The sequence below is a fragment of the Burkholderia cepacia GG4 genome (assembly GCF_000292915.1).
Lineage (GTDB): Bacteria > Pseudomonadota > Gammaproteobacteria > Burkholderiales > Burkholderiaceae > Burkholderia > Burkholderia cepacia_D.
The window spans coordinates 1,888,317-1,903,510 of the sequence record NC_018513.1; the positions used below are offsets into that span (position 1 = coordinate 1,888,317).

The 15,194-nt window shown below is 69.5% G+C and carries 13 protein-coding genes and 2 riboswitches; of the genes, 2 read left to right on the forward strand and 11 right to left on the reverse strand.

What is annotated here, in order from left to right; translation table 11 throughout:
• Nucleotides 1–46: 46 nt before the first annotated feature.
• From GEM_RS08680 to GEM_RS08690, 3 genes are all read right to left on the reverse strand, one after another.
• The gene (locus GEM_RS08680) at nt 47–1,213 is read right to left on the reverse strand and encodes an acyl-CoA dehydrogenase family protein (protein WP_014897039.1); all 1,167 of its coding nucleotides are present in this window, start codon (nt 1,211–1,213) and stop codon (nt 47–49) included.
• Nucleotides 1,214–1,322: 109 nt separating this feature from the next.
• Nucleotides 1,323–2,624, reverse strand: a complete 1,302-nt coding sequence (locus tag GEM_RS08685; protein WP_014897040.1) for a CitMHS family transporter — start codon at nt 2,622–2,624, stop codon at nt 1,323–1,325.
• 130 nt (nt 2,625–2,754) lie between these two features.
• Nucleotides 2,755–3,918 (reverse strand): CaiB/BaiF CoA transferase family protein, encoded by a 1,164-nt coding sequence (locus GEM_RS08690; protein ID WP_014897041.1) that lies wholly within the window; start codon nt 3,916–3,918, stop codon nt 2,755–2,757.
• A gap of 273 nt (nt 3,919–4,191) precedes the next feature.
• On the opposite strand from GEM_RS08690, the gene GEM_RS08695 reads away from it, so the two are divergent.
• Complete coding sequence (locus GEM_RS08695) at nt 4,192–4,434, forward strand: hypothetical protein (RefSeq protein ID WP_014897042.1); 243 nt, start codon at nt 4,192–4,194, stop codon at nt 4,432–4,434.
• Nucleotides 4,435–4,604: 170 nt separating this feature from the next.
• Nucleotides 4,605–5,033 carry an NUDIX hydrolase gene (locus GEM_RS08700; RefSeq protein ID WP_014897043.1) on the forward strand — a complete coding sequence of 143 codons (429 nt, stop codon included), beginning with the start codon at nt 4,605–4,607 and terminating at the stop codon, nt 5,031–5,033.
• A gap of 15 nt (nt 5,034–5,048) precedes the next feature.
• On the opposite strand, the gene GEM_RS08705 is transcribed toward GEM_RS08700, so the two are convergent.
• From GEM_RS08705 to GEM_RS08740, 8 genes are all read right to left on the reverse strand, one after another.
• On the reverse strand, nt 5,049–5,375 hold the full coding sequence (locus GEM_RS08705) for a low molecular weight protein tyrosine phosphatase family protein (RefSeq protein WP_014897044.1): 327 nt from the start codon (nt 5,373–5,375) through the stop codon (nt 5,049–5,051).
• A gap of 36 nt (nt 5,376–5,411) precedes the next feature.
• A complete protein-coding gene (locus tag GEM_RS08710) occupies nt 5,412–5,984 on the reverse strand; it encodes a DUF1993 domain-containing protein (RefSeq protein ID WP_014897045.1) in 573 nt (190 codons plus the stop codon).
• A gap of 126 nt (nt 5,985–6,110) precedes the next feature.
• Nucleotides 6,111–6,563: a YaiI/YqxD family protein gene (locus GEM_RS08715; RefSeq protein ID WP_014897046.1), complete on the reverse strand. Its 453-nt coding sequence runs from the start codon at nt 6,561–6,563 to the stop codon at nt 6,111–6,113.
• A gap of 67 nt (nt 6,564–6,630) precedes the next feature.
• Nucleotides 6,631–7,239, reverse strand: a complete 609-nt coding sequence (locus GEM_RS08720; RefSeq protein ID WP_041490489.1) for a vWA domain-containing protein — start codon at nt 7,237–7,239, stop codon at nt 6,631–6,633.
• A gap of 68 nt (nt 7,240–7,307) precedes the next feature.
• Complete coding sequence (locus GEM_RS08725; RefSeq protein WP_014897048.1) at nt 7,308–8,384, reverse strand: ATP-binding protein; 1,077 nt, start codon at nt 8,382–8,384, stop codon at nt 7,308–7,310.
• Nucleotides 8,381–12,199 carry a cobaltochelatase subunit CobN gene (gene cobN / locus GEM_RS08730; protein ID WP_014897049.1) on the reverse strand — a complete coding sequence of 1,273 codons (3,819 nt, stop codon included), beginning with the start codon at nt 12,197–12,199 and terminating at the stop codon, nt 8,381–8,383. The genes GEM_RS08725 and cobN overlap by 4 nt, the downstream gene beginning before the upstream one ends.
• A gap of 6 nt (nt 12,200–12,205) precedes the next feature.
• Nucleotides 12,206–13,285 carry a cobalamin biosynthesis protein CobW gene (gene cobW / locus GEM_RS08735; protein WP_014897050.1) on the reverse strand — a complete coding sequence of 360 codons (1,080 nt, stop codon included), beginning with the start codon at nt 13,283–13,285 and terminating at the stop codon, nt 12,206–12,208.
• A gap of 26 nt (nt 13,286–13,311) precedes the next feature.
• Entirely contained in the window at nt 13,312–14,370 is a 1,059-nt protein-coding gene (locus tag GEM_RS08740) for a HoxN/HupN/NixA family nickel/cobalt transporter (protein WP_014897051.1), read from the reverse strand.
• Nucleotides 14,371–14,557: 187 nt separating this feature from the next.
• Nucleotides 14,558–14,821, reverse strand: a riboswitch (cobalamin riboswitch).
• Nucleotides 14,822–14,908: 87 nt separating this feature from the next.
• A riboswitch (cobalamin riboswitch) is annotated at nt 14,909–15,144 on the forward strand.
• The last annotated feature ends 50 nt before the right edge of the window (nt 15,145–15,194 follow it).

A 15,194-nucleotide genomic window follows, 5' to 3' on the forward strand; every position in this document is an offset into this window, starting at 1 on the left:
GCTTGATTCGGAACGGGAAACCGCGCGCCGGGCGAGCCGCCGCGCGTCAGTACGACTTCGGCAGCCCGAGCACCTTCTCCGCGATGTAGCACAGGATCAGTTGCGGACTCACGGGCGCGAGCCTCGGAATCATACACTCGCGCAGGTAGCGCTCGACGTGGTATTCCTTCGCGTAGCCCATCCCGCCGAGCGTCGCGATCGCCGTCTGGCACGCCTGGAACGCGGCTTCCGCACCGAGGTACTTCGCGGCGTTCGCCTCCGCGCCGCACGACCGTCCCGCGTCGTAGCGCGTCGCGGCCTTCATCACCATCAGCCACGCGGCCTCGAGCTGCATCCACGCCTGCGCGAGCGGATGCTGGATCGACTGGTTCTGCCCGATCGGCCGGCCGAACACGACGCGCTCGCACGCATACTGCGTCGCGCGGCGCAACGCGGCCTGCCCGAGCCCGATCGCCTCCGCCGCGATCAGGATCCGCTCGGGGTTCAGGCCATGCAGCAGATAGCGGAAGCCGTCGCCTTCGTTGCCGATCAGGTCGTCGCGCGGCACGCGCAGGTTGTCGATGAACAGCATGTTCGAATCGACGGCCTTGCGGCCCATTTTCTCGATTTCGCGCACCTCGACGTGCGAACGGTCGAGGTCGGTGTAGAACAGGCTCAGGCCGTCGGTCGGCTTCGCGACCTGGTCGAGCGGCGTCGTGCGCGCGATGATCAGCATCTTGTTCGCGACCTGCGCGGTCGAAATCCAGATCTTGCGCCCGCTCAGCACGTAGTGATCGCCGTCGCGGCGCGCCTGTGTGGTCAGGTGCGTGGTGTCGAGGCCCGCGTCGGGTTCCGTCACCGCAAAGCACGCCTTGTCGCGCCCGGCGATCAGCGGCGGCAGGAAGCGCGCCTTCTGCGCGTCGCTGCCGAATACCTGCACCGGATTCAGCCCGAAGATGTTCATGTGGACGGCCGAGGCGCCCGACAGGCCGGCGCCCGACGCGCTGATCGTGCGCATCATCAGCGCGGCCTCGGTCATCCCGAGCCCGGCGCCGCCGTGCGCCGGGTCCATCGCGATGCCGAGCCAGCCGGCCTCGGCGAGCGCCGCGTGAAAGTCGGATGGAAACCCGCCCGCGCGATCGCGTTCGAGCCAGTAGTCGTCGCCGAAGCGTTCGCAGATTTTCTCGATCGCGCTTTCGATCGCGCGCTGGTCGTCGGTCAGGTCGAACTGCATGGATGGCTCTCCAGGAAAATGTGAACGGCCGCGCGGTCGCCGATACAGCACCGGGCCTGGGGCGGTCTCCTGCGTGGAGGCCGGTGCGGCGCGACGGATACGCGGGCGCTCACAACGGAAACACGCCCGTCGCAACCGCGGCGAACACCATCAGCACGGTGGCGGCGAACAGGAACGGAATCGTGAATTTCTGATGCTCGGCGAGCTCGACGCCGGTCAGGCCGACGATCAGGAACGTCGCGGGCGTCAGCGGGCTCACCGGAAATCCCGTCGTCATCTGGCCGAGCAGCGCGGCCTGCGCCATCTGGATCGGCGGCACGCCGAGCAGCTTGCCGCTCTCCGCGAGCACCGGCAGCACGCCGAAGTAGAACGAATCGGGATCGAACAGCAGGCTGAGCGGCATCGACAGCAGCCCGAGCACGAACGGCATGTGGCGCGCATGCTCGACCGGCACGTGCGCGACGACGACTTCCGCCATCGCCTTCAGCATCCCGGTGCCGGACATGATGCCGGTGAACGCGCCGGCCGCGAGCAGCACGCTCGCCATCATCAGCGCGGCCTTCGCATGCGCGTCGATCCGCTCGCGCTGCGCCTGCACGTCCGGGTAATTGATCACGAGCGCGGCGACCGTACCGAGCATGAACATCACCATCGGGTCGACGATGCCCGACACTAGCGTGACGAGCACGACGAGTGTCAGCACGACGTTGATTCCGAAGCGGCCCGGCCGGCGCAACGCGCGTTCGGCGTCGGTCAGCTCGCGCGGCGCGATCGCCAGCGACGCCGCGCCGGCACGGTCGAGCCCGAGCCGCTTCGCCTCGCGCACGCCGAGCACGTACGCCGTGCCGAACACGAACACGAGCCCGACGATCTGTACCGGAATCATCGGCGTGAAGATCGCCGAGCCGGGAATGTGCAGCGCCGCCGACGCGCGCAGCATCGGCCCGACCCATGGCAGGAAATTGACGCCGGCCGCCATCGACGCGACGCACGCGAGAATCCGCCGGTCCATGCCGAGCCGCGTATAGAGCGGCATCATCGCCGGCAGCGTGACGAGGAACGTGACCGCGCCCGAGCCGTCGAGGTGGATCAGCAGCGCGAGCAGCGCCGAGCCCATTACGATGCGCGGCGGATGGCAGCCGATCACGCGCAATACGCCCGCGATGATCGGGTCGAGCATCCCCGCATCAGTGAGGATTCCGAAAAATAAAATCGCAAAAACGAACATGCCGGCGATCGGGCCGATGTTCTGCACGCCGTGCACGATGAACTTGCCGGTCTGCAGCCCGAAGCCGGCCGCGAGCGACGCGACCACCGGCACGACGATCAGGGCGACGAGCGGCGACAGCCGCTTCGTGATGATCAGGCCGAACAGCGCGACGATGGCGATCGCGCCGATCCATGCGAGCATGATGCGTCTCCTCTTCAGCCGGCATGCGTCTTCCGTGCGCAAGCCGGCGTGATGTCCGAATGATGGTGTGCCGGACCGCATGTCCGAGCGCCGCAGCGCAGCGCGGCGCGGCCGGCGGCCGCGATGTCGGTCAGTCCCGGCGATCGTCGTTGCGGTGATCGTCGTTCGCAAACACCTGCGCCGCGTGTTCGTTCAGTGCAGGCGGCGCCCGACGGTACGTCGCCGGCGTACGGCCGAGCTTGATCGGTGACGCGATGCCGCGATGCCGGCCCAGCTCGACCTTCATGTCCCGATGCGCGACGTGCGGATGATCGAGCGCCGCATCGAGCCCGAGCACCGGCGCACACGGCACGCCACGGCGCATCAGCTGCTCGGCGAGCGCGGCACCGTCGTGTGCGGCGAGTGCGGTTTCGAGCAGTGCACGCAATGCGGGACGGTTCGCGCTGCGTGCACGGTTGTCGGCGAAACGCGGATCGTCGAGCCAGCCGCGCGTGCCGAGCACGTCGCACAGCGCCGCGAACTGCCCGTTGTTGCCGACTGCCAGGAAGATGTCGACGCCCGCCGTTGGAAAGCTGTCGTACGGCGTGATGTTCGGATGCGCGTTGCCGGTGCGCACGGGCGCGTTGCCCGAATGGAAGTAGTTCGGTGTGTGCGGATGCAGGATCGACAGCGCGCAGTCGAACAGCGTCGATTCGACGAACTGGCCGAGGCCGCTCGCATCGCGTTCGCGCAGCGCCATCAGCACGCCGAGCGCCGCATTCAGACCGGTGACGAGATCGACGATCGGCACGCCGACGCGCAGCGGCGCGCCGCCCGCCTCGCCGTTCACACTCATCAGCCCGGCCAGCGCCTGAACGGCCGCGTCGTAGCCAGGCAGCCCGCCGAGCGGGCCGTCCGCGCCGAAGCCCGACACGCGGCAATGGACGAGCCGCGGAAAGCGCGCGTGCAGCGCGTCGAAGCCGAGCCCCCAGCGCTCCATCGTGCCGATCTTGAAGTTCTCGACCAGCGCGTCCGCGTGCTCGAGCAGGCCGAGCAGCCGCTCGCGATCCTCCGGCTTCGTCAGGTCGAGCGCGATGCCGAGCTTGTTGCGGTTCACGCCGAGGAAATACGACGCCGTGTCGCCGTCGAACGGCGGCCCCCAGGTGCGCGTCTCGTCGCCCGACGGCGGCTCGACCTTGATCACCTCCGCGCCGTGGTCGGCGAGGATCTGCGTCGCGTACGGGCCGCCCAGCACCCGCGACAGATCGATGATGCGCAACCCCGCCAACGCGCCCTGCTGCTCTTGCTCCGCCATGCGTCTCGCTCCTGCTTCCGGTTGATCGGACCGCCGGTTTCGTCGGCCGGCATCTGCGCGGCCCGATTTTCCGGACTGGAAGAATAATTCTTGTATGTGAATTTATATTCACACTCGGGAATTTTCTTGTCAAGCCGGAAATGCCCCGGACGCCGGGCGGATCATGCGGTCGCCCGCAAGCGGGGCCGACACGGAACGCGGGCCGGTTGCGGTGCCGGGCCGCCGTTCGCTAAGCTGGCGGACCTTGCTCATCTGACGAAAAACGGACATTTCATGAAACGCATGCTGCTCGCGGCCATCATGCTGGCGTCGACGCTGGGCGTCGCCCACGCGCAAACCCAGACCTTCCATTTTGGCGAAGGACAATCACAGTCACGGACCGCCGCGCCGGCGGTCCGGCCGGCGCCCGCGCGTCCGCATGTGACGGCGCCGCCGCGTCACCGGCGTGCCGTCCACAAGCAGCACACCGGGCGGCACGGGAAGCCTGCCCGCACGGGGATCTACACGCACGCGTGAGGTGATGTCCGTTGTGCGGTGCAGTGCGGCGCAGCGCACGGAACTGTCACGAACGCCCGGTAACATCGGCGCGGCGGCTTGCATGCCGTCACGCCTGAGCGTCGGGCGACAGGCCGGTAACGCTGGCCAACGCGCGATTTCTCCACGATTCAGCACCTGTTTTGCCGAACATGAGCACTGGGCCGCACACCCTCGCCGTCATCAAGGAACGCGCCACGATCGTTTGCCGCCAGCGCAGCAGCGTGCTGCTGGTCGCCCGTACGGCGTCGCGCTGGTCGCTGCCGGGCGGCACGATCCGGCGCGGCGAGACGCCGCTCGAGGCGGCGCAGCGGGAGCTTGCGGAGGAAACCCGGCTGGAGGGGCTCGCGCTCGACTATGCGGTGCAGTTCGGCGGGCTCACGAAGCTCCATCACGTGTTCGTCGCCGACGTGCCGAAACACCTGTCGGCGCGCGCGAGCAACGAGATTGCCCGCTGCAAGTGGTTCGACGTCGAGCGGCTCGAGACGCTGCGCGCGAGCGTGCCGACGCGCAAGATCATCGAACTGCTGCACCTCGATCGCTTTTCGGCGCTCCCGGGCGGGGCGTCTCGTTCGCGCTGAACGCGCCCGCGCCGGTCACGCGCGCAGAAACGGGCCGGCCTTGCGTTCGAGCAGCGCGACCAGTTCGGGCTGCAGGTATGCGTAGCGGTCGGGAATGTCGAGGCAGACGATTTTCTTGTGCTTCAGATGCGCGCCGAATCGGGTGGACAGCCTCGCCTTGTGCGCGCGTTCCATCACGAACACGATCTCGGCCCATTCCAGCTGCTCCGCGCACAGCAGCGTGTCCGCGTCGGGCGCGAGGCCCGCGGAGTCGGTTTCGACGCCCGGCCACGCGGCGAACACGGCCTCGGCGGTCGGGCTGCGCAGCCGGTTGCGGCTGCAGATGAAGAGCGCCCGCGTCATGCCGGTGCGCCGCGGCTGGATCGTGCGCGCATCCGTTCAACCTTGCGGAATCGTCCCGGGCCGCACGTACGCCAGCATGTGCGGCACGTAGTCGGCCTTGCCGAGCTCGACGCCGTGATGGCGCAGGATCGCGTACGCGGCGATCGAATGAAAGTAGAACTGCGGCAGCGCCCAGTCGCGCACGTACTGCTCGCCCGTCATGTCGAACGCGATGCCGTTCGGCAGCTCGAGGGCGATCGGCAGCGCGGCGCTGCCATCGAGCGCGTCGGGCGCGAGCTCGCCGAGAAATTCGACCGTGCCGGCGAGGATGCCCTGCGCGTCGCTCAGCGTGCCGGGCTGTGCATCCGCATGCCAGCCGGCTTCCCGCAACGCCAGCAGCGCGTCCGGTAGCGGCTCGCCGCGCAGCCGGTACACGGGTTCCATCGCCTGGAAGCACGAGAACCGCACCTGCGCGGCAAGCGGATACATGTCCGGCGCGAGCTTGAGCGTCAGCACCGTGTCGGGCGCGGCGCCGGCGGCCTGCCGGTGCGCCACGGCCTTGTCGAGCCACGCGGATTGCGCGCGCAGCATCTGGGTCAACGTCGGAACGAGAAGTTGGGTCGGTGACATCCATGCCCTCCGGTGGGTCGTTCGCGCCACGATAGCAGCGTCGACGCAAAACCGCATCCTGCCGTGCCCGCCGATGCGGCGCGCAACCGGTGGCGTAGCGCCCGGCGGGGGGCCGACGCCCGGGCGTTACGGCTTGCCGTGGCGGGCCAGAAACCGGTCGAGCTGCGACGCGAACGCCTTGCCGTCGCGCGCGCTGAACGGCGCCGGGCCGCCGGTATCGATGCCGGCGCTGCGCAGCTGATCCATCATCGCGCGGGTCGACAGGCGTTCCTCGATGTTCTCGCGGCTGAACCAGTTGCCGCGCGGGTCGAGCGCATGCGCGCCCTTGTCGAGCACGGCCGCGGCCAGCGGGATATCGGCGGTGATCACGAGATCGCCCGCCTCCACCAGCTCGACGATCCGCGCATCGGCCACGTCGAAGCCGGCCGGCACCTGCAGCGCCTTGATGAACGGCGACGGCGGCGTGCGCAGGAACTGGTTCGCGACCAGCGTCACGCAGATCTCGGCACGACGCGCGGCGCGAAACAGCATGTCCTTGACGACGGCGGGACACGCGTCGGCATCGACGAGTACTTGCATGACGAACCTTCCAGTGAGCAGAAACGGCGATCATAGCGCAGCGCCGACGATCTGCTCGCGCGGTCGCTCAGCCGGCCAGCCCGGGGCACAGCGACGCGGCCGTCATCCATTGCGCGCCCCATGCATCGGCGAGCCGCAGGCCCTGCCCGATCCGCACGGCCGCATCGTCGAAATCGACGAACACGACGTGATCGGCGTGGGCCGGTCGCGGCGGAAGTTCGCGCGTGCGCCCGTCGGACAGCACCCACAACCAGCGCTGCTGGTCCGGCGTGCGCCGGACATCGCGCGCGAGCAGCTGCGCGGCGGCCGCGATGCCGTCCGCGAGCGGCGTGCCGCCGCCGCCGTCCACCGGTTCGAGCCAGCGCGCATTCCACCAGCGCGGCACGGCCGGACCGAAGCGCCGCGCCGCGCCGTTGCCGCCGAAGCAGATCAGCGCGGTTTCGACGCGGTCGCGCGCGGCCTGATCGAAGTACGCGACGATCAACCCTTTCGCAAGCGCGAGCCGTTCGTGCGACAGCATCGACGCCGAACAGTCGAGCACGAAGCAATGCAGCGCACGCGGCGCGCCGGCGTGTTGGCGGAACCGCAGATGACCGGCGTGCAGCGGGCCGCCGCGCTTTGCGGCAAGCGTCGCCGGCCATGCGACGGCCGTGCCGGCGCGTGCCGTACCCGGCACGCGCGCGACTGCGCCTGGCTGCCATCGAGGACCGCGAACGAGGTTCGCGGCGGCGTCGGCTCGATGGCTCAGCGTTTTTTTAGCGGCAGCGGCACCACGCTTTTCACGTCGCGCAGCCCGGCCGGTTCGGGCGGCAGGTAGCCCCAGTCGCCCTGCGATGCCGTGGCATCGTTCGTTGCCGCGCCAGGCTCGCCGTCGGGCGATCGGCGCGGGTCCGGCGGCGAACGCTCGTCGCGCTCGCCGCTCGCGCGCGACGCGCTCGACGACGGTGGCGTACCCGCATGACGCCGGTGCCGCAGCACCGCGTCGGCCACGCATTCCACGTGCGACACCGTTACCGCATCGGCCTGTTCCAGCGCGGCGAGCGCGCGCGCGGCGCGCAGCATCACGAGGTCGGCGCGCAGCCCGTCGACGGCCGCGTCGATGCACAGCGCGCTGACGCGCGCGTGGACGGCATCGTCGAAATCGAGCGCCGACAGCAGTGCCCGCGCCGCGTGAATCCGCTCGCCGAGCGCGCGCTGCGCGGCGGCATGACGCGCGCGAAACGCCGCCGGATCGAGGTCGAACGCGAGCCGCGCCTTCACGATCTGTTCGCGCTGTGCGGCGTCGAAGCAGTTCTCGAGCTCGACCATCAGCCCGAAGCGGTCGAGCAGTTGCGGGCGCAGTTCGCCTTCCTCGGGGTTCATCGTGCCGACCAGCACGAAGCGCGCGTCGTGCGCATGCGACACGCCATCGCGCTCGACCACGTTCACGCCGCTCGCGGCGACGTCGAGCAGCGTATCGACGAGCCCGTCGGCGAGCAGGTTCACCTCGTCGACGTACAGCACGCCGCGATGCGCGCGGGCCAGCAGGCCTGGCCGGAACCGCACGCCGTTTTCGGCGAGTGCATGCGCGAGGTCGAGCGTGCCCGTGACCTGTTCGTCACTCGCCGACAGCGGCAGCGTGACGAATTCCCCTTCGGGCAGCAGTTCCGCGAGCGCGCGTGCGGCCGTCGATTTCGCAGTGCCGCGCGGCCCGCTGACGAGCACGCCGCCGAGCGACGGGTCGATCGCCGCGAGCAGCAGCGCCTGCTGCAGCGGCTGCTGCGCGACCAGCGCCGCGAACGGGAATACCGCGCGGGTGCGGTGCATCGTCGGATCGGTCATCGCCGTCCCCCTTCCTGGAGTTGTTCGCTCGCGAGCCAGACCGATTCGATCCGCTCGCGATAGTCGCCCGGCTGCTGCCACAGCCCGCGCTGCATCGCTTCGACGAAGCGTTCGCAGATGCCGTGCAGCGCCTTCGGGTTGTGTCGTTCGAGGAACGCGCGCGTGTCGTCGTCGAACAGGTACGCGTCGGCGACGAGCGCGTACTGGTGGTCGGACAGCACGCGCGCGGTCGCGTCATAGCCGTACAGGTAGTCGACGGTCGCGGCCATCTCGGCCGCGCCCTTGTAGCCGTGGCGCTTCACGCCGTCGAGCCATTTCGGGTTGACGACGCGCGAGCGGATCACGCGCGCGATCTCCTCGCGCAGCGTCCGCATCTTCGGCGCGGCAGGGTTGGCATGGTCACCGTGGTAGAGGCTCGGCTGTTGCCCCGACAGGTGTCGCACGGCCGCCGTCATCCCGCCCTGGAACTGGTAGTAGTCATTCGAATCGAGGATGTCGTGTTCGCGGCTGTCCTGGTTCTGCACGACGACGTCGATCGCGGCGAGCCGCTCGCCGAACACGTCCGGCGCGGCGTCGCCCGCGCTGTTCTGCGCGTACGCATGGCCGCCCCACTGGCGGTAGGCTTCGGCCAGATCGGCGTCGCTCTGCCAGCGGCGCTGGTCGATCAGGTCCTGCAGGCCCGCGCCGTAGCTGCCCGGCCGCGCGCCGAACACGCGCCAGCCGGCACGCCGCCGCGCTTCGTCGGGCGCCACGCCGCGCTCGATCCATTGCGCGCGTTCGCGCTCGATGCGGGCGCGGACCGGATTCAGTTCTTCGGGCTCGTCGAGCGCGGCGACGGCCTGTACGGCCGCGTCGAACAGGTGCATCAGGTTCGGGAACGCGTCGCGGAAGAAGCCCGACACGCGCAGCGTCACGTCGATGCGCGGCCGGTCGAAGATCTCGATCGGCAGAATCTCGAAGTCGGTCACGCGATGGCTGCCGTGCGCCCACTTCGGCCGCACGCCGAGCAGCGCGAACGCCTGCGCGATATCGTCGCCGCCGGTGCGCATCGTTGCCGTCCCCCACACCGACAGGCCGATCGCGCGCGGATAGTCGCCATGATCCTGCAGATGGCGTTCGATCAGCTGCTGCGCGGATTTCAGGCCGAGCGACCAGGCGGCCTGCGTCGGCACCGCGCGCGTGTCGACCGAGTAGAAGTTGCGGCCCGTGGGCAGCACGTCGGGGCGACCGCGCGACGGCGAGCCGCTCGGCCCCGGCGGCACGAAGCGGCCGTCGAGCCCGCGCAGCAGCTGGCGCATTTCCTCGCCGCCGCATGCGTCGAGCGCGGGCATCAGCGTCGCGCGCACGCGTTCGATCACCGCGAGCGTATGCGGCCAGTCGCCGGGCGGCGGGGAGTCGATACCGGTGTCGCCCGAATGACTTGATGCGGCCGTACACAGGCCGTCGAGCCATTGCTGCGCGAGCCGTTCGAGCCGCTCGCGCGTATCGCCTGCATGGCGCCACGGCGATGCGTCGAGTGCCTGCAGGACGGCCGGCCGCGGGCCGGTCCACGGCGCGGCCCAGTCGGCCGCGAGCGGGTCGAAATCGTCACCGAGCGCGAGATCGCGCGCGAGCGCACCGATCAGTCCCGCGCGTTCGCCCTTGCCATCGCCGACCGGAAAGCGCGCGAGCGCGAGCAGCGTGTCGCGACGCTGGCGATCGGCCGGCGACATGCCAAATACGTGCAGCCCGTCGCGAATCTGCGCTTCCTTCAATTCGCACAGCCAGGCGTCGACACGCGTCAGCAGCGCGTCCTCGGCGCCCGCGTCGCGCGGCGGCGACACGCTCAGTTCGTCATGCAGCCGGTGTTCGGCGATCGTCGCGAGGATCGTCTTGCGCAGCAGCTTCGCGCGCCGCGCATCGACCATCAGCGCTTCGTAGTATTCGTCGACCTGCCGTTCGAGATCCTGCAGCGGGCCGTAGTTTTCCGCGCGCGTGAGCGGCGGCATCAGGTGGTCGATGATCACCGCCTGCGCGCGGCGCTTCGCCTGGCTGCCCTCGCCCGGATCGTTGACGATGAACGGATACAGGTGCGGCAGCGGCCCGAGCGTCAGGTCGGGCCAGCACGCGTCGGACAGCGCGACGCTCTTGCCCGGCAGCCATTCGAGGTTGCCGTGCTTGCCGAGATGGATCACCGCGTCGATGCAGAACGCATCGCGCAGCCAGAAATAGAACGCGAGATACGCGTGCGGCGGCACCAGATCCGCATCATGGTAGCTCGCATAGTCGTTCTCGCCGCGCGAACGCGACGGCTGGATGCCGACGAACACGTTGCCCGCGCGCCAGCCCGCGATCGTGAAGCGCCCCTGCCGCAGCGTCGGGTCCGCTTCAGGCGGCCCCCAGCGTTCGTTCAGCGCGTCGCGCACCGCGGCCGGCAGCCGCGCGAAATGCGCGAGGTAGTCGGCCAGCGCGAAGCTCTGGAACGCCGGGCGCAGTGCGCGCACGGCCGGGTCGTTGGTCACGCCTTCGGTGAGCCGCGCGATCAGCGCGTCGCCATCGGCCGGCAGGTCGGCCACGGCATAGCCCGCGTCGCGCAATGCCGCGAGCACGCGCAGTGCGGACGCCGGCGTGTCGAGCCCGACGCCGTTGCCGATCCGCCCTTCGCTTTGCGGATAGTTCGCGAGGATCAGTGCAATGCGCTTGTCGGCTTGGTCGAGCGTGCGCAGCCGGCACCAGCCGCGCGCGAGCGCCGCGACGAACGCGATCCGTTCGGCGTCCGGCTGGTAGCGCACGACGTCGACTTCGGTGTGCGGGCAACGATACGCGAGCCCCTTGAAGCTCACCGCGCGCGTGACGATGCGCCCGTCGACCTCGGGCAGCGCGATGTGCATCGCGATGTCGCGCGCGTGCAGCCCCTGGTTGTCGGCGACCCACGCGTCGCGGTTGCCGCCGGACAGGATGACCTGCAGCACGGGCGCGTCGCCGGCGAGCACATCGGGCTCGGGACTGTCGATCGCACCGGCCGCGAACGCCGTGGTGTTCAGCACGAGCGCGACGTCGTGCGCATCGCAGAGCCGCGCGATGACCTCGCGGCTCACCGCGTCCTTCAACGACGTGACCGCGATCGGCAGCGGATTGAGCCCTTCGTGAACGAGCGCATCGGCCAGTGCGTCGAACACGGCCGTGTTCGCGGCCTGCCAGTGCGCGCGATAGAACAGGATCGCGACGACGGGCGCGCCGGGCGTCCAGCGCGCCCGCCAGTCGTCGACGCTCGCCGGGTCGCGCGCGGGGTGATACAGCGCGGCGGCCGGCAGCGGGCGCGGCAGCTCGGGTTCGTCGCCGAAGCCGAGCGTGTGGAACGCGATGCTGCGCAGCAGCGCGTCGGCGTTGTGCCTCCCGCCTTCGCGCAGGTAGCGCCACCACAGCCGGCACAGGTCGGGCGCGACCGTGCTCTTTGCGACGAGGTTCGGGTCTTCCTGCAGGTCGCCCGAGAACATCGCGAGCCGTTGCCCGCGTTTCGACGCGAGCGACACGGCCTGCTCGATCCCGTACGGCCAGTACGCCTCGCCGCCGAGATGATCGATCACGACCGTCTTCGCGTGGCGCAGCACGTCGTCGACATAGAAATCGACCGACGCCGGCTGGCGCAGGAACGTGACGTTCGCGAGCCGCACGCTCGGGAACCCGGCCGGCAACTGCGGCACGATGCTCGCGAGCAGCGACAGCGTCGTGTCGGCCGAACTCAGGATCACGATGTCGGCCGGCTGCTGGTCGATCCGGACGACACCCTGCGTATCGTCGACGAAGCCGCCCGGCGTGGTGCGCAGCAAATGCATCGTGCGTTACGCCTGTTGCAGCTCGGCCGCGCACGCGGCGTCGAACGCGCGTTGCAGCGTAGCCGCGTCGAGATCCTCGCCGATCAGCACGAAGCGGCTCGCGCGCGTTTCGCCGTCCTGCCAGCGACGGTCGAAATAGCTGTCGAAACGGCGGCCGACGCCCTGGATCACGAGCCGCATCGGCGCATCGGGCAACGCCGCGAAGCCTTTCGCGCGGTAGATCGTGTGCGTCTCGACGACGCGCTGCAGCGCGGCGATCGTCGCTTCGCGCGTGCCGGCGTCGCCGGACACGACCACCGAGTCGAAATCGTCGTGATGGTGATCGTGATCGCCGTCGTCGGCCGAGCCGTGATGGTCGTGACGCAGGTGGATCGTTTCCTCCGAGGCCGATTCGAGCCCGAGCAGCATCGCGAGGTCGAGTTCGCCGCGCGTCGCGCGCACGATCTTCACCTGCGGCGGGATTTCCTCGCGGATCGCCGCTTCGACCTCAGCGAACTGCGCGTCGGCGACGAGATCGGCCTTGTTCACGATCACGAGATCGGCGGACGACAGCTGGTCGGCGAACAGTTCGTGCAGCGGCGATTCGTGGTCGAGGTTCGGATCGGCGCGGCGCTGCGCGTCGACGGCCTGCGGATTTTCCGCGAACTGGCCGCTCGCGGCGGCCGGCCCGTCGACGACGGTCACGACCGCGTCGACCGTGAAGCTGTTGCGGATGGTCGGCCAGTTGAAGGCCTGCACGAGCGGCTTCGGCAGCGCGAGGCCCGAGGTCTCGATCAGCACGTGATCGATGTCGGCGCGGCGCTCGACGAGCGCTTCCATCACCGGATAGAACTCCTCCTGCACGGTGCAGCACAGGCAGCCGTTCGCGAGTTCATAGAGCTGGCCCGACGCTTCGCCCGCTGCGTCCTCGCAGCCGATGCCGCAGCCCTTGAGGATTTCGCCGTCGATGCCGAGTTCGCCGAACTCGTTGACGATCACCGCGATGCGGCGGCCTTCGGCACGCTGCAGGATGTGGCGCATCAGCGTGGTCTTGCCGCTGCCGAGAAAGCCCGTGACGATCGTGACGGGAAGCTTGCGCATGGTCATGGTAGGTCCTGTGTCGAAAAAGGGAGTCAGGCCGAGAGCGTCACGTCGATCTCGTCGTAGCGTTTGAGGCGGTAGATCGCGGCCGACACGATCCAGCACGCGAGGAACAGGCCGATCACGACGTAGCCGAGCATCCCGAAATGCGATGCGACCATCGTCGCGAAATCCCATACGGGACCCTGCAGCGACAGCTTGTCCGCGAGCAGCGCGAGCACCTCGATGCCGCCGATCAGCGCGGCGACCAGCACCGACACGAACGTGATCGTCATGTTGTAGTAGATCTTGCGGATCGGCCGCACGTACGCCCAGCGGTACGCGCCCATCATCAGGATGCCGTCGGTCGTGTCGACGAGCGTCATGCCCGCGGTGAACAGCACCGGCAGCACCATCACCGACCAGAACGACAGGCCGCCCTGCACCTGCGTGGCCGAAATGCCGAACAGAGCGATCTCGGTCGCGGTGTCGAAGCCGAAGCCGAACAGGAAGCCGACCGGATACAGGTGCCAGCTGCGCGACACGAGGCGGAACAACGGCCTGAACAGGCGGGCCAGCACGCCGCGCTGGTTCATCAGCATGTCGAGATCGGCGTCGACGATCGGCTCGCCGCGGCGGGCCGCGCGAAACGTCCGGTACACGGAAATCAGGATCAGCAGGTTGGCGGCCGCGAGCACCAGCAGGAAGAACGCCGACACGCTCGTGCTGATCACGCCGCCCCAGGTCTTCATGCTCTCGAAGCGCGCGAGCGACGCCGCGGTCAGTGCGACCGCCACCGACATCACGATCACCACCGTCGAATGGCCGAGCGAGAAGAACAGGCCCGCGCCGAGCGGGCTGCGGCCTTCCTGCATCAGCTTGCGCGTGACGTTGTCGATCGCGGCGATATGGTCGGCGTCGACCGCGTGGCGCAGCCCGAACACGTAGGCGAGCAGCGCGGTACCCAGCAGCACGGGCTGGTCGCGAAACGCGACGAATGCCCAGATCCACGCGCCGACGTTGAACGCGGCGAGCAGCGAGTAGATGGCGACGATTTTGCCGCGCAGCCCGGACGGGCTGTCGTTGAACAGACGGAAGAACGAGTCGAGCATGATGCTCCTTTGCGAACGGTCGACATGATGAATGCCAACACGGCCGTCGTCGGCCCTGCCCGCGCCGCCTGCCGTTCGTCGCCCCGGCCCGCGGCGTGGACGCGACGGGCGGATCGGCGGAGGAAGCGGGCAACGTTCGGGCGTCGGGCGTGCTGCGGCCGTGGACGATGCGCCGCCTCCCCGCGGCGCTGAACCCCAACGTTCTGGCCGGTATCCGGGCTGACGAACACGCCGCTTCGCCTTCCCGGATGCGTGGCATCCAGTGGCGGTCGTCCGCATGCGGCAGGCATGCGGCGAAGCGGCGTTGCATCGCGCTGGGCGCGACGCGTTCGCTTACCGTTGCGGGGGCAGCACAGGTTGGCTCGACTGCGGCGCAGGCAGGCTCCCTGTTTCCCGTTTAACTGCGCACGCCGGAGCAGCGCGCGCGAGCACCAAAACGCGTGCGAGTGTAGGCGGCGGTGCCGGGAGCGTCAAGGCGGCACATTCGGCAGCGCCGCGGCGCCCGTGCGGCGGGTTCGCGGCGGCCGGTCGCTGTGCTATCGTATGCGCCGCGTTCGGTGCTCGCATGCGGATTCCGCGCATGCAGTTAAACGGGAAGCAGGAGGCGGATGTCCGCCCGGCCTGTGCTGTCCCCGCAACGGTACGCCGCCCGCGCGACGCGCTTTGCGCGCCCGCGTCCAGGCCGCCCGCGATGCCACTGCCCTTCAGCGGGCGGGAAGGCTGTGGCCTGGCAAGCGGCCAGCCCGGATACCGGCCGACGCAAGGGGCGAGCCCGATGCTCGCCGAACGCCCGATCCGCGGGGGACGGATGGGGTGCGCATTCC